13 protein-coding genes are annotated in these 12,535 nt (G+C 64.8%); 8 read left to right on the forward strand and 5 right to left on the reverse strand.

What is annotated here, in order from left to right:
• Nucleotides 1–55 precede the first annotated feature (55 nt).
• The 6 genes from ACM43_RS33655 to ACM43_RS33680 all read left to right on the forward strand — a co-directional run bounded on the left by ACM43_RS33655 (nt 56) and on the right by ACM43_RS33680 (nt 6,365).
• Nucleotides 56–904 (forward strand): MBL fold metallo-hydrolase, encoded by an 849-nt coding sequence (locus ACM43_RS33655; protein WP_271545993.1) that lies wholly within the window; start codon nt 56–58, stop codon nt 902–904.
• 86 nt (nt 905–990) lie between these two features.
• Entirely contained in the window at nt 991–1,833 is an 843-nt protein-coding gene (locus ACM43_RS33660) for a fumarylacetoacetate hydrolase family protein (RefSeq protein WP_271545994.1), read from the forward strand.
• 150 nt (nt 1,834–1,983) lie between these two features.
• Nucleotides 1,984–2,595, forward strand: a complete 612-nt coding sequence (locus ACM43_RS33665; protein ID WP_157283150.1) for a glutathione S-transferase family protein — start codon at nt 1,984–1,986, stop codon at nt 2,593–2,595.
• 15 nt (nt 2,596–2,610) lie between these two features.
• Nucleotides 2,611–3,477: an MBL fold metallo-hydrolase gene (locus ACM43_RS33670; RefSeq protein ID WP_271545996.1), complete on the forward strand. Its 867-nt coding sequence runs from the start codon at nt 2,611–2,613 to the stop codon at nt 3,475–3,477.
• Nucleotides 3,478–3,650: 173 nt separating this feature from the next.
• Entirely contained in the window at nt 3,651–4,799 is a 1,149-nt protein-coding gene (locus tag ACM43_RS33675; protein ID WP_271545998.1) for an alpha/beta hydrolase, read from the forward strand.
• A 93-nt stretch (nt 4,800–4,892) separates the two neighbouring features.
• Nucleotides 4,893–6,365 carry an amidase gene (locus ACM43_RS33680; RefSeq protein ID WP_271546000.1) on the forward strand — a complete coding sequence of 491 codons (1,473 nt, stop codon included), beginning with the start codon at nt 4,893–4,895 and terminating at the stop codon, nt 6,363–6,365.
• Between the two features lie 116 nt (nt 6,366–6,481).
• Here ACM43_RS33680 and ACM43_RS33685 read toward each other — a convergent pair whose 3' ends face one another.
• From ACM43_RS33685 to ACM43_RS33695, 3 genes are all read right to left on the reverse strand, one after another.
• Nucleotides 6,482–7,570 carry a Zn-dependent alcohol dehydrogenase gene (locus ACM43_RS33685; RefSeq protein ID WP_271546002.1) on the reverse strand — a complete coding sequence of 363 codons (1,089 nt, stop codon included), beginning with the start codon at nt 7,568–7,570 and terminating at the stop codon, nt 6,482–6,484.
• A gap of 173 nt (nt 7,571–7,743) precedes the next feature.
• The gene (locus ACM43_RS33690) at nt 7,744–9,528 is read right to left on the reverse strand and encodes an acyl-CoA dehydrogenase family protein (protein ID WP_271546004.1); all 1,785 of its coding nucleotides are present in this window, start codon (nt 9,526–9,528) and stop codon (nt 7,744–7,746) included.
• A complete protein-coding gene (locus ACM43_RS33695) occupies nt 9,512–9,715 on the reverse strand; it encodes a hypothetical protein (protein ID WP_035997131.1) in 204 nt (67 codons plus the stop codon). Before ACM43_RS33695 ends, ACM43_RS33690 begins: the two co-directional genes overlap by 17 nt.
• Nucleotides 9,716–9,749: 34 nt before the next feature.
• On the opposite strand from ACM43_RS33695, the gene ACM43_RS33700 reads away from it, so the two are divergent.
• Both ACM43_RS33700 and ACM43_RS33705 read left to right on the forward strand, forming a co-directional pair.
• Nucleotides 9,750–10,451, forward strand: coding sequence for an SDR family NAD(P)-dependent oxidoreductase (locus ACM43_RS33700; protein ID WP_271546006.1), 702 nt, complete (start codon nt 9,750–9,752; stop codon nt 10,449–10,451).
• Between the two features lie 122 nt (nt 10,452–10,573).
• Nucleotides 10,574–11,404, forward strand: coding sequence for an enoyl-CoA hydratase (locus ACM43_RS33705; protein ID WP_157283155.1), 831 nt, complete (start codon nt 10,574–10,576; stop codon nt 11,402–11,404).
• Nucleotides 11,405–11,590: 186 nt separating this feature from the next.
• On the opposite strand, the gene ACM43_RS33710 is transcribed toward ACM43_RS33705, so the two are convergent.
• Nucleotides 11,591–12,214, reverse strand: coding sequence for a GNAT family N-acetyltransferase (locus tag ACM43_RS33710; protein ID WP_271546008.1), 624 nt, complete (start codon nt 12,212–12,214; stop codon nt 11,591–11,593).
• A 68-nt stretch (nt 12,215–12,282) separates the two neighbouring features.
• Nucleotides 12,283–12,486 (reverse strand): DUF1127 domain-containing protein, encoded by a 204-nt coding sequence (locus tag ACM43_RS33715; protein ID WP_271546010.1) that lies wholly within the window; start codon nt 12,484–12,486, stop codon nt 12,283–12,285.
• Between the last annotated feature and the right edge of the window lie 49 nt (nt 12,487–12,535).

Genomic DNA, 12,535 nt, shown 5'->3' on the forward strand with positions numbered 1-12,535 from the left:
TGGCAGAAAATGTGCATGTTCCAGCGCAAGAGCAAGAACACAGGGGAGGCGCCGGATGCAGTGGAAGGTCGGCAAGGTCAGGATCACCAAATTCGTCGAAATGGAGACGGTCGGCTCGACCCGCTTCATCCTGCCGGCAGCGACCAATGACGAGATCCAGAAGCTGCCCTGGCTGAGCCCGCATTTCGCCACCGACGAAGGCCGGCTGAAAATGTCGATCCACTCGCTGGTGGTGGAGACGCCGACGCGCCGGATCGTGGTGGACACCGGCCTTGGCAACGACAAGCAGGGCCGCGGTGTCCCCACCTGGAACAACCGCAGCACACCCTTTCTGGAGACCATGGCAGCGGCGGGGTTTCCGCCTGACAGCATCGACACCGTGCTGTGCACGCATCTTCACGTCGACCATGTCGGCTGGAATACGCGGCTGGTTGACGGCCGCTGGGTGCCGACATTTCCGAAGGCGCGCTATGTTTTCGGCAGGACCGAATATGAGCACTGGCGTGATTACACGGCCGAGCCGGACAAGGTCGCGGTGTTCAACGATTCCGTGAAGCCAGTGGTCGATGCCGGCCAGGCCGATCTGGTCCCGAGTGACCATCGGCTTTGCGAGCAGATCGAAATGATCCCAACCCCCGGTCACAGCCCGGGGCACATGAGCGTCCTGATCGAGTCCGATGGCGAGCAGGCGCTTCTGACCGGCGACGTTGCCCATCATCCCTGCCAGATGGCCCATCTCGACTGGTGCTCGACCGTGGATACCGATCCCGCGCGATCGGCGGCAAGCCGGTACGCGGTGTTCTCGCGCTTTGCCGACACGCCCACACTGGTGATCGGCGGTCATTATTCGGCCGGACATATCAAGCGGGACGGCGACGCATTCAGGTTCGTGGCGCTGGGGTGATGCCCGTTTTGGGCGGTTGAATTTCCCGCCGCCCTGTTCCAAGAAGCTATTCAACCGATCGGTCCAATCTCCAGGGAGAAACGAGAATGAAGCTTGTTCGTTATGGCGAGAAGGGTGCGGAAAAGCCCGGCCTGATCGACAGATCCGGCCAATTGCGCGACCTGTCGGCGCATCTGAAGGACCTCACCGGCGAAGCTTATTCGCCGGAATCCCTGAAGAAGCTGGCCGCGATCGATCCCGCCTCGCTGCCCGCCGTTTCCGGCAAGCCCCGGTTCGGCGCGCCCGTCACCGGCATCTCGAAATTCGTCGCGATCGGCCTCAACTATTCCGACCATGCCAAGGAGACCGGCGCCGAGATTCCGAGCGAGCCGATCATCTTCATGAAGGCCAATACCTCGCTGTCGGGCCCGAATGATCCCGTCGAGAAGCCGCGCGGCTCGACCAAGCTCGACTGGGAGGTCGAGATCGCCGCCATCATCGGCACTCGCGCCAAATATGTCTCGGAAGCCGACGCGCTAAACCACGTCGCCGGCTATTGCGTCTGCAACGACGTCTCCGAGCGCGCCTTCCAGATCGAGCGCCTCGGCCAGTGGACCAAGGGCAAGTCGCACGACACATTCGGCCCGCTCGGGCCGTGGCTCGCCACCAAGGACGAGATCAAGGATGTGCAGAACCTGTCGATGTGGCTCGATGTCAACGGCCAGCGCCGCCAGACCGGCTCGACCAAGACCATGATCTTCTCGATGGCCAAGTGCATTTCCTATGTCTCGCAGTTCATGACGCTCCTGCCCGGCGACGTCATCACCACGGGCACCCCGCCCGGAGTCGGCCTCGGCATGAAGCCGCCGACCTTCCTCAATGTCGGCGACGTCGTCACGCTCGGCATCGAAGGCCTCGGCGAGCAGCGCCAGGAGATCGTGGCGGCGTAAGCCGCGCATCATACACCGTCGTCATGCCCGGGCTTGACCCGGGCATCCACGTCTCACAGTCTGACTACGCGGCAAGGCGTGGATGGCCGGGTCAAGCCCGGCCATGACGAGGAGACGCCGTTCGCACAAGTTCGATTGCAGGGAATTCCCATGAAGCTCACCTTCTCCCCCGCCTCGCCCTTTGCCCGCAAGGTGCGCATCGCCGCGATCGAGCTCGGGCTGATCGACAAGATCGAATTCGTGCCAGCAAGCGTGACGCCGGGCACGGCCAACGAGGACTATTCGAAGATCACGCCGCTGAAGAAGCTGCCGGTGCTGATCACCAATGACGGCGACGTGATCCTGGATTCCTACGTCATCGTCGAATATCTCAACGAGATCGCCGGCGGCAGCCTGATTCCGGATTACGGCCCGCGGCGCTGGAAGGCCAAGACCAATCACTCGCTGATCAACGGCATGCTCGATTCCATGCTGCTGTGCCGTTACGAGAAGATGGTGCGGCCGCAGGGCCTGCAATGGCAGGCCTGGTCGGACGACCATTGGAACAGAGCCTGGACCGGCATGGCGCGCTTCGAGAACATGCCTGACGTGCTGAACGGCCCGTTCGACATCTCGCAGATCGGCCTCGTTTGCGTGCTCGGCTATGCCGACTTCCGCTTCGCCGATTGCGGCTGGCGCAAGGCCTTTCCCAAGCTCGACGCCTTCCACCAGAAGATGCTGGAGCGGCCCTCAGTGAAGATCTCGGTGCCGCCACCCGCATAAAGTTCGGGAGTTCTCATGAGCCTCAGATTCTCGGTCGGCGATCTCACCATCCATCGCGTCATCGAGCAGGAGACCTCGTTCGTCCCGGCGCTGGAGATGCTGCCGGGGCTGACGGCCGAGGTGCTGGCCGAGAACCGGGCGTGGATGCGCGAGGCGAAGGCGCTGGACGAAGAGGACGTGCTGCTGCTGTGCTTCCAGTCCTACGTAGTGAAGACGCCGCACCACACCATCCTGGTCGACAGCTGCATCGGCAACGACAAGCCGCGGCCGCGGCCGAAATGGAACATGAAGACCGACGACACCTATTTGCGCGGCCTCGGGGCCGCGGGGTTTTCGGTCGACGACATCGACTTCGTGATGTGCACGCATCTGCATGTCGACCATGTCGGCTGGAACACGCGGCTGGAAAACGGCCGCTGGGTGCCGACCTTCCCCAAGGCGCGCTATGTGTTCGCTAAGCAGGAATTCGATCACTGGTCCGCGCAGAACGAGAAGACGGAGATCCCGCCCTTCGTCGACAGCGTGTTGCCGGTGGTCGAGGCCAACAGGCACGAGCTCGTCGGCAACGACCACGAGATCGGCGACCACGTCCGCATCCTGCCGACACCTGGCCATACGCCGGGCCATATCGCCATCACGATGGGCCGCGGCAAGGACGATGCGGTGTTCTCGGGCGATCTCATCCACTCGCCACTGCAGACGCTCTATCCGGAGCTGTCGATCAAATTCGACGTCGATCCGGCCGCAGCCGCGAAAACGCGCCGCAGCTTCCTGGAACGCTATTGCGACACCGACACGCTGTGCTGCACCGCGCATTTCCCCTCGCCGTCGGTGGGGAAGATCAGGCGCAAGGGCAACGCGTTCGTGTGCGCGGCGGTTTAGCGAGATGCCGTAGGGTGGGTTAGCTCTGCGGCTGCGCGAAGCGCAGACGCCGAGCGTAACCCACCGCTTCTGCCTCCGCGGAGAATAAAGTGGTGGGTTACGCCGCGCGGCTTGCGCTTCGCGCAATCCGCGAGGCTAACCCACCCTACAGTATTGCCCGAGTGGAGAATACTATGACCGATCTGCCCCCAATTCCCCTGCCCGCCGGAATCCGCTCGCGCACCGTCGACGGCATCAACGGCTTGCGGATGCATGTGCTGGAGGCCGGTTTCGAGACCAAGGGACGGCCCTGTATCCTCTTGCTGCACGGCTTTCCCGAGCTCGCCTTCTCCTGGCGCAAGGTGATGCCGGCGCTGGCCGCCGCTGGTTATCACGTAATCGCACCGGACCAGCGCGGCTACGGACGCACCACGGGATGGAGCGCGGAGTACGACGGCCCTCTCGCGCCGTTCTCGCTTCTCAATCTCGTGCGCGATGCGCTCGCTCTGGTGTCGGCATTCGGCTACAGGCAGGTCGATGTGGTCGGACATGATTTTGGCAGCCCGGTCGCAGCCTGGTGCGCCTTGATCCGGCCCGACGTGTTTCGTTCGGTGACGATGATGAGCGCGCCGTTCGGCGGCCCACCGGCGCTGCCGTTCGGCACGGTCGACAATCCGGCAAAGCCCGCGGTGGAAGACCCGGTGCATCGCGAGCTCGCCGCGCTGCCGCGGCCACGCAAGCACTATCAATGGTACTATTCGACACGGGAAGCCAATGCCCACATGCAGCAGGCACCGCAGGGCGTGCACGATTTCCTGCGCGCCTATTATCATCACAAGAGCGCGGACTGGACCGACAACAAGCCCTATCCGCTGCAAGCGTGGTCGGCGCAGGAGCTGGCGAAGCTGCCGACCTATTACGTGATGGACTTGCATGAGACCATGGCCGAGACGGTCGCGAAGGAAATGCCCTCTCCGGCCGCGATCGCCGCGAACCAATGGCTGCCGGACAGCCAACTTGCCCATTACAGCGCCGAATACAGCCGCACCGGATTTCAGGGCGGGCTGCAATGGTACCGCTACGGTACGTCGGGCACGCTGAACAATGAGATGCAATTGTTTGCCGGCCGCAGCATCGACGTGCCCTCCTGCTTCATCTCGGGCAAGCAGGATTGGGGCACCTATCAACGGCCCGGCGTATTCGAGACGATGCAGCGCAGCGCGTGCACGAAGATGCTCGGTTGCCATCTCGTCGACGGCGCCGGCCATTGGGTCCAGCAGGAGCAGCCGGCCGCGGTGAGCCGGTTGCTGCTCGACTTCCTCGCTAGCGCCGGCATGGCCTGATTTGATCGGGAACCACAATCTCCATCAAACAGCCGTTGAGAGATTCGGCCAAACTGCGCATCATCTTCCAAGAACCGGAGCGGGAGAAGCGCCGTGGCCAGATCGGAATGGAGTTTCAAGAGTGCGGTCGAACTGTCGGCCGCGTTGCGCGCGAAGAAGGTCTCGGCCGTCGAGCTGACGCAGGACGCGATCGCGCGTATCGAACGGCACGACGGCAGGATCAACGCGGTGTGCGTGCGCGACTTCGATCGCGCGCTCGCTGCGGCGCGCGAGGCGGATGCGGCGCTGGCGCGCGGCGAGCGCAAGCCGCTGCTCGGCCTGCCTACGACGATCAAGGAATCCTTCAACATCGCCGGCCTGCCGACGACCTGGGGATTCCTGCCGCAGAAGGATTTCAAGCCTGTGGAAGACGCGCTGGCCGTGGCCCGCATCAAGCAAGCCGGCGGCGTGATCCTCGGCAAGACCAACCTGCCGGTCGGCCTCGGCGACTGGCAGAGCTACAACGACATCTACGGCACCACCAACAACCCCTACGATCTCGGCCGCACGCCGGGCGGTTCGTCCGGGGGATCGGCGGCAGCCCTCGCCGCAGGCTATTGCGCGCTCGCCACCGGCTCCGACATCGGCGGCTCCCTGCGTGTGCCGGCATTTCATTGCGGCGTGTTCGCGCACAAGCCGACCCTCAATCTCTGCGCGGCGCGCGGCGAGACCCCGCCGCCGTTTCCAGCCATTCCGCGCGAGGGCGACCTCGCCGTCATCGGGCCGATGGCGCGCAATGCGGCGGATCTGTCCTTGCTGCTCGACGTCATGGCGGGACCCGATCCTCTCGACATCGGTATCGCCTACAAGCTCGATTTGCCGGCTGCGCGGCATCAGTCGCTGCGGGATTTTCGTATCCTGGTGATCGACAGCCATCCTCTGCTGCCGAGCGACCGAGATGTCCGCAGCGCGATCGACAAGCTCGCAATCGATCTTGCGAAGGCCGGCGTCACCGTCGCACGCGAGAGCGCGCTGCTCCCGGACTTCGCGGAGACGTCCCGGCTTTACATGCGCATGCTGCTGGGTTTCCTCGGCGCGTTCTTGCCTCCCGACGAGCTGGCGGATGCGCAGGCGCGGGCGAGCCAGCTGTCACCGGAGGACACCAGCCTTGACGCGGAGCGACTGCGCGGCATCACCGCGAGCCACCGCGCCTGGGTGCTCGATGCGGGGGCCCGCGCCGTCCTGCGCGCGCAATGGCGGGCGTTGTTCGGGAGCTTCGACGCGGTGATCTGCCCGATCATGCCGACGCCGGCCTTTCCGCACGATCATTCGCCGGAGCAGCGCCTGCGAACGATCAGCATCGACGGCAAGGATTACCCCTATTCCGACCAGCTCGCCTGGCCGGGCATCGCAACGCTTCCGGGCCTGCCGGCAACGGCCGTTCCGCTCGGCCTGTCGAAGGACGGCCTGCCGGTCGGCGCTCAGATCGTCGGTCCCTTCCTCGAGGACCGCACGCCGCTCAAGCTCGCCGAGCTGATCGAGCGCGAGTTCGGCGGCTTCGTGCCGCCGAAGATGTTCGATGATTGATTCCTTCACGTCATTGCGAGCGAAGCGAAGCAATCCAGACTATCTCCGCGGAGACTCCTGGATTGCTTCGTCGCGAGGGCTCCTCGCAATGACGGAGCGAAACAGCGGTTCTGGAATCAACTATCGAACACGATCACGCTGCGTAGCGTCTTGCCCGCTTTCATGTTGGCGAAGCCCTCGTTGATCTCGGAGAGCTTCAGCTTGGCCGAGATCCAATCTTCCAGATGCAGCCGGCCGCGCAAATAGAAGTCGACCAGGCGCGGCATGTCGACGCGGAAATGGTTCGAGCCCATCGAGGAGCCCTGGATCTTGCGCTCGCGCAGGAAGTCGAAGCCGTGCAGCTCGATTTTCTGCCCGAACGGGATCATGCCGACGATGGTGGCGGTGCCGCCGGAGGCGAGCATCGCAAAAGCCTGCTCGGCCGTCTCCTTGCGGCCGAGCACCTCGAAGGCATGGTGCACGCCGCCATTGGTGAGGTCGCGCACCTGCTTCACGACATCGCCGTCGGCGGGGTTGATGATGTCGGTCGCGCCCAGCTTGGTCGCGAGCTGGAGTTTTGCGGGATTGGTGTCGATGGCGATGATACGACCGGCGCCGGCGATCTGCGCGCCGTTAATCGCGGCCATGCCGACGCCGCCACAGCCGATCACCGCTACGGTCTCGCCGGCCGTCACCTTCGCCGTGTTCACCACCGCGCCATAGCCGGTGATGACGCCGCAGCCGATCAGGGCGGCGAGATCGAGCGGCATGTCCTTGCGGATCTTCACGATGGCGTTCTCGTGCACCAGCATCTGCTCGGCGAAGGAGGAGAGATTGAGAAACTGGTGAAGCTTCTCCGGCTTCGACCATTGCATCCGGTTGGAGACGCCCGGCAGCATCTTCACCGTCGCGTCGGTGCAGAGCACAGTGCGGCCGGTGGTGCAATTGTCGCAGGTGCCGCAGAAGACGGAGAGACATGTGACGACATGGTCGCCCGGCTTGACATAAGTCACATCGGAGCCGACCTGCTCAACCACGCCAGCGGATTCGTGACCGAGCACCGCAGGCAGCGGATGCGGATAGAGCCCTTCCATGAAGTGCAGGTCGGAATGGCAGAGACCGGCAACCGCGGTCCGGATCAGCACCTCGCGCGGTCCCGGCTTCGGCAGGCTGATGTCCTCGATGACGAGCGGCTGGTTGACTTCATAGAGGACGGCGGCCTTCATCGGTGTTTCCTCGTTGTTTATGATTTCGTTGCGTGCGGACGTTACCTCTCCCATGGGGAGAGGTCGGCGCGAAGCGTCGGGTGAGGGGTTACACCCCCTCGTGGGACCTGAGCCCCTCACCCGATTTGCTACGCAAATCGACCTCTCCCTATGGGAGAGGTGAAGACAGAAGCCTACGCCGCCAGAACCAGTTCGCCAACCTCGCTCATGCTGGCGGCACGATCGCCGAGCAACAGCGCGGCAATCTTCGCCTGCGCGGCATTTTCCGTCAGCCGGAACGGATCGCTCGGCGTCACGCGATGGTCGATCACGAGGCGCGAGAGCAGCAGCCGGCGTGCATCGCCACGCATCTCGTGGACGCGGTGCGCTTCCCAGGCGAAGGCGACTGCGCTGGCGACGTGATAGAGCGCGCTGGTGGCGCGGCGCGCATCGGCTTCGTTCTCGGACTTGGCCGCAACTTCGCGTGCGAAGCCGACGACGCGGTCGGTGAGGCCACGCAGATGATCGCGCCAGGCCTGCGGTACCGAGGCGCTGTCGCCGAGCCGGGCGTGCAGATCGGCCGCGAGCGCGGATTCCGCGCCGTGGCGGCCCACTGCCCGCCGCAGCGCATCGATCGCGACAATGTTGCCGGTGCCTTCCCAGACCGAGCCGAGATGCGCATCGCGCAGCAGGCGGGCGGTGGCGAATTCCTCGATATAGCCGATGCCGCCGCGCATCTCGAGCGCATCGCCGCAAACCTTGCGCGCATCGCGCGTGGCGCGGAATTTCAGCGTCGGGGTGAGGATGCGCAGCAGCGTCGCAGCATCCTGGCTGCCGGCCTCGGCACGGTCGAGGGCATCAGCAGTGAGGAAGCTCATCGACAGGCCCTGCTCCACCGGCAGCATGATCTTCAGCATCTGCCGCCGTCCCAGCGGTAGATCGATGATGCGCTGCCCGAACACCACGCGGTTGGTCGCGACCGTCATCGCATCGTGATAGGCGCGGCGCATCAGTGCGGTGGACTTGACGCCGTTGGAGAGCCGCGACGAATTCACCATCTCGGCCATCTGCACGAAACCACGGTCGAGCTTGCCTACGGCGTAGGCGATCGCGCCTTCGAGCTTGATCTCGCCCGAGGCCATCGAGCGGGTGCCGAGCTTGTCCTTGAGGCGCACGATCCGGTAATGGTTCTGCGTGCCGTCGTCGAGGAAGCGCGGCATCAGGAACAGGCCGACGCCGCGGGTGCCGGGCCCGGCGCCTTCGGGCCGGGCCAGCAGCATTACGACCTTGGCGTCGGCATTCGAGCAGAACCATTTCTCGCCATAGAGGCGCCAATGGTCGCCTTCCTGCACGGCGCGCGTGGTCAGCGTGCCGACGTCGGAGCCGCCTTCCTTCTCGGTCATGAACTGGCCGCCCTGGGTCAGCTTGCTCATGTCGGTCGAGGTCAGGCCATCCAGATATTTCGCCTTGAGCGCCTCGCTGCCGAAATTCGCCAAGAGCTTGGCGCAGCCATCGGTGACGTTGATCGGGCAGCCCATGCCGAATTCGGTCTGGTTGAACAGGAAGGTGAAGGCGTGCTTGGCGACAACAGGGTATTTGTCCGGCCAGCCCATGATGCCTTTGCGGATTGAAAGCGCGTGGATGCCGAACTCGCCGAACGCGGCGTTCTCCAGCTCGCGATAGGCCGGGTGATATTCGATCCATTGCACGTCGCGGCCGAACTTGTCGCGCTGGTGCAGGATGGGCGTGTGCCGGTCGGCGAGCCGCGCGCATTCGTCGAGATGGCCGCCGGCGAGCTCACCGAGCCGGCCGAGATGCGGCTCGATGTGGCGGAACAGATTCTCCGGCAGATGGATGCGAAGCAGGTCCGCGAGCGCGGGATCGGCGCGGTAGAAATTCATGCCCGACGTATCGGGCGCCAGCAGGCCGGCTGGCGCGGCCGCGATATCTTTTGGCTGCGCTTTAACCGGTCCGGGCATGATCGTCCTCTTCGTTTCCGTCCGACGGCAATTCTTTGCGCTTGCCGCTTTGGATGATGTCGATCATGCTCCAGTCGCGGACAGCGATAAAGCCGCAAAATGTCAGGGCGGCATGATCGCCGCGAGGGAGCAACTCGCCCTGCGGAATTGTGATCGCGCCGGCTGGTTGTCTGCGCGGACCATGCATAGATCAGCGGCTCCTACTTCGGAGAGATCACGCCATGGAACACCCGAACTACAGGATCGCCCTCATCGTCGGTGCCGGCGAAGGCCTCAGCGCATCGCTGGCGCGCCTGCTGGCGGCGCAGGGCATCCGCGTCGCGCTCGCCGCACGCAAGATCGAGAAGCTTGGCGCGCTCTGCACGGAGACCGGGGCCAAGGCCTATGCCTGCAACGCCACCGAGCCCGACGAGGTGGAGCGGCTGTTCGGCCTGGTCGAGCGCGAGATCGGCATGCCCGACCTCGTCGTCTACAACGCCTCCGGCCGCACGCGCGGGCCGTTCGTCGACCTCGTGCCCGCCGACGTCGCGCAGGCGATTGCGGTCAGCGCCTATGGCGGTTTCCTGGTGGCGCAGCGGGCGGCCAAGCGCATGCTGCCGAACCAGCACGGCGCGATCCTGTTCACCGGCGCCTCCGCCAGCGTCAAGGGCTATGCGCAGTCCGCTCCCTTCGCGATGGGCAAGTTCGCGCTGCGCGGACTTGCGCAGAGCATGGCGCGCGAACTCTCGCCGCAGGGCATCCATGTCGCGCATTTCGTCATCGACGGCGGCATCAGGAGCGCCGCGCGGACGGATCCGGCGGACAAGTCGGACTCGATGCTCGATCCCGACGCGATCGCGCTGAGCTATTGGAACGTGCTGCAGCAGCCGCGCAGCGCCTGGAGCTGGGAGCTGGAGCTGCGGCCCTGGGTGGAGAGGTTTTGAGGGCGAGCTGACAACAACACCCGTCATTGCGAGGAGCGAAGCGACGAAGCAATCCAGACTGGCTCTACGGAAAGATTCTGGATTGCTTCGCTTCGCTCGCAATGACGAACGAGGGAGGCGACATGACCACCGAAACCACCATTGACACCGGCACCAATGAACTCCTCTGCACGGTCCGTGACCGCGTCGCTGTGATCACGCTGAACCGGCCGGAGGCGCGCAACTCGCTGTCGGACGCGCTGACGCCGGCGCTGCGCACGATGATCAGGAGCTGCGGCGAGAATCCCGATGTCGGCGCGCTGCTGCTGACCGGCGCGGGCGAAGCCTTCTGCGCCGGCGGCAACGTCAAGGGCATGGGTGCGCATCGCGACAAGGCCAAGCTCGACATGTCCTTTGACGACAAGGTCGCCGACCTGCAGGAGCGGCAGCGGCTGCTCACCGGCGCGCTGGTGTCTGTGCGCAAGCCGACGATCGCTGCGCTTCCCGGCCCCGCGGTCGGCGCCGGGCTCGCCATCGCCATGGCCTGCGACATCCGCATCGCCGCGCAATCTGCCTTCGTCGCCACCGGCTATGCCCGCATCGCGCTCAGCGGCGATTATGGCATCGCCTGGCTGCTCACTCGGCTGGTCGGCACCGCGCGGGCGCGCGAATTGATGTTCACCGGCGACCGCGTCGATGCCGCGCGCGCCGAAGCGATCGGCCTCGTCAACCGCGTCGTGCCCGACGACAAATTGCAGACCGAGGCGTTCGCACTGGCCAAATCGCTCGCCGAAGGCCCGCGCCTCGCGCTGCGCTACATGAAGGACAATCTCGACGAGGCCCTGCTGTTCGACTTCGAAACCGCGCGCGACCACGAAGCCGAGCGGCTGGTCCGCCTCACCACGACCGCCGACCACAAGGAGGCCGTGCAGGCCTTCATCGAGAAGCGCAAGGCGGTGTTCACGGGGAAGTAGTTCCGAAACGAGGCGTCATTCCGGGGCGATGCGCAGCATCGAACCCGGAATCCATCGGGCCGCGAAACGCGCGGTGTAATGGATTCCGGGTTCGCGCTACGCGCGCCCCGGAATGACGATGGAGTGAGAGACCGCAGTGGAAAAAAAAGCCCGGCGCTGGCTTGGCCAGGCCGGGCTGCAGTCATGTCAGGCCGAGGCTGAGGGGCTGTCGGCCTGACGGGAAAGGGCGGCGAGGCGCCAGCTCGCACAGGGAATGTCTTTCGGTTCGACCCTGATCTCCTTGTCGAAGCGCACCAGCTTCCAGTCATCAGGGTGGTTGACGAAGGTGAAGCCGGATTTGCGCGCGAGCGAGACCATGGTCTCGTTCGAGCGCAGCGTGTCGCCGTAGATGTGCTCGGCGCCGAGCGCGGCCGCGCGGCATTCGAGATTCTTCATCAGCGCGGTGGCGATGCCGTGGCCCTGCCAGCGGTCATCGACCGAGAGGCCGAACTCGAGGGTCGCGGTCTCGGCATGGAAGGCATAGCGCGCTTCGGCCACGATGGTTTCGAAGCCGTCGACCATCATGGTCGCCACGATGGTGAAGCGATCGCGCTCGCCGACCTCGAGGAAATCGTGCAGCAGGCCCTTGGGCAATTCGCTGATCGCGCCGAAGAAGCGGTTGTAGCGGGAGCGGGTCGAGAGCGAGCGGAAATAGTGCTGCAGTTCATCGGTGTCGCGCGGCTCGACGAAGCGGACATTGAGCCGCTCACCGTGCCGGGTGCGCAGCACGTCCGAATATTGCTTGAGGTCTTCGAGGCGGAGGCTGCTCATGTCACATGCCCTGCGGAAAAGGGACCGCCGGCGCCCCTGTGCTCAGGCGGCGCCGGCCTGGCGGCCTATCAGGCCCGCCAGAAAGGCTTGTCGGCCTCGTAGGCAATGTCGGACCAGGACAGCCCGACGTCGTGGAGGTCGCGGGCGGTCCAGTTGGTCAGCTCGCGCCGGGTCCGGTAGCGCTCGTGCCAGACGTGGAGGATTTCACCGATCTGGTAGAGGAGGCCGTGCGCATGATGATTTGTCATCGAATTGTCGGTCAATGTAGACATTTTCAGCTCCTGGAGCTAAGTTGACGGCTAATATCTGCCTTCTGCTGCG

It is taken from the genome of Bradyrhizobium sp. CCBAU 45321, assembly GCF_028128975.1.
GTDB lineage: Bacteria > Pseudomonadota > Alphaproteobacteria > Rhizobiales > Xanthobacteraceae > Bradyrhizobium > Bradyrhizobium yuanmingense.

What these genes read in the sequence shown, in the direction of transcription:
- ACM43_RS33675 (WP_271545998.1), top strand. Translation starts at nt 3,651, where the DNA reads ATGACCGATCTGCCCCCAATTCCCCTGCCCGCCGGAATCCGCTCGCGC.
- ACM43_RS33690 (WP_271546004.1), bottom strand. Translation starts at nt 9,528, where the DNA reads ATGCCCGGACCGGTTAAAGCGCAGCCAAAAGATATCGCGGCCGCGCCA.
- ACM43_RS33715 (WP_271546010.1), bottom strand. Translation starts at nt 12,486, where the DNA reads ATGTCTACATTGACCGACAATTCGATGACAAATCATCATGCGCACGGC.
- ACM43_RS33710 (WP_271546008.1), bottom strand. Translation starts at nt 12,214, where the DNA reads ATGAGCAGCCTCCGCCTCGAAGACCTCAAGCAATATTCGGACGTGCTG.
- ACM43_RS33695 (WP_035997131.1), bottom strand. Translation starts at nt 9,715, where the DNA reads ATGCATGGTCCGCGCAGACAACCAGCCGGCGCGATCACAATTCCGCAG.
- ACM43_RS33685 (WP_271546002.1), bottom strand. Translation starts at nt 7,570, where the DNA reads ATGAAGGCCGCCGTCCTCTATGAAGTCAACCAGCCGCTCGTCATCGAG.
- ACM43_RS33655 (WP_271545993.1), top strand. Translation starts at nt 56, where the DNA reads ATGCAGTGGAAGGTCGGCAAGGTCAGGATCACCAAATTCGTCGAAATG.
- ACM43_RS33705 (WP_157283155.1), top strand. Translation starts at nt 10,574, where the DNA reads ATGACCACCGAAACCACCATTGACACCGGCACCAATGAACTCCTCTGC.
- ACM43_RS33660 (WP_271545994.1), top strand. Translation starts at nt 991, where the DNA reads ATGAAGCTTGTTCGTTATGGCGAGAAGGGTGCGGAAAAGCCCGGCCTG.
- ACM43_RS33700 (WP_271546006.1), top strand. Translation starts at nt 9,750, where the DNA reads ATGGAACACCCGAACTACAGGATCGCCCTCATCGTCGGTGCCGGCGAA.
- ACM43_RS33665 (WP_157283150.1), top strand. Translation starts at nt 1,984, where the DNA reads ATGAAGCTCACCTTCTCCCCCGCCTCGCCCTTTGCCCGCAAGGTGCGC.
- ACM43_RS33670 (WP_271545996.1), top strand. Translation starts at nt 2,611, where the DNA reads ATGAGCCTCAGATTCTCGGTCGGCGATCTCACCATCCATCGCGTCATC.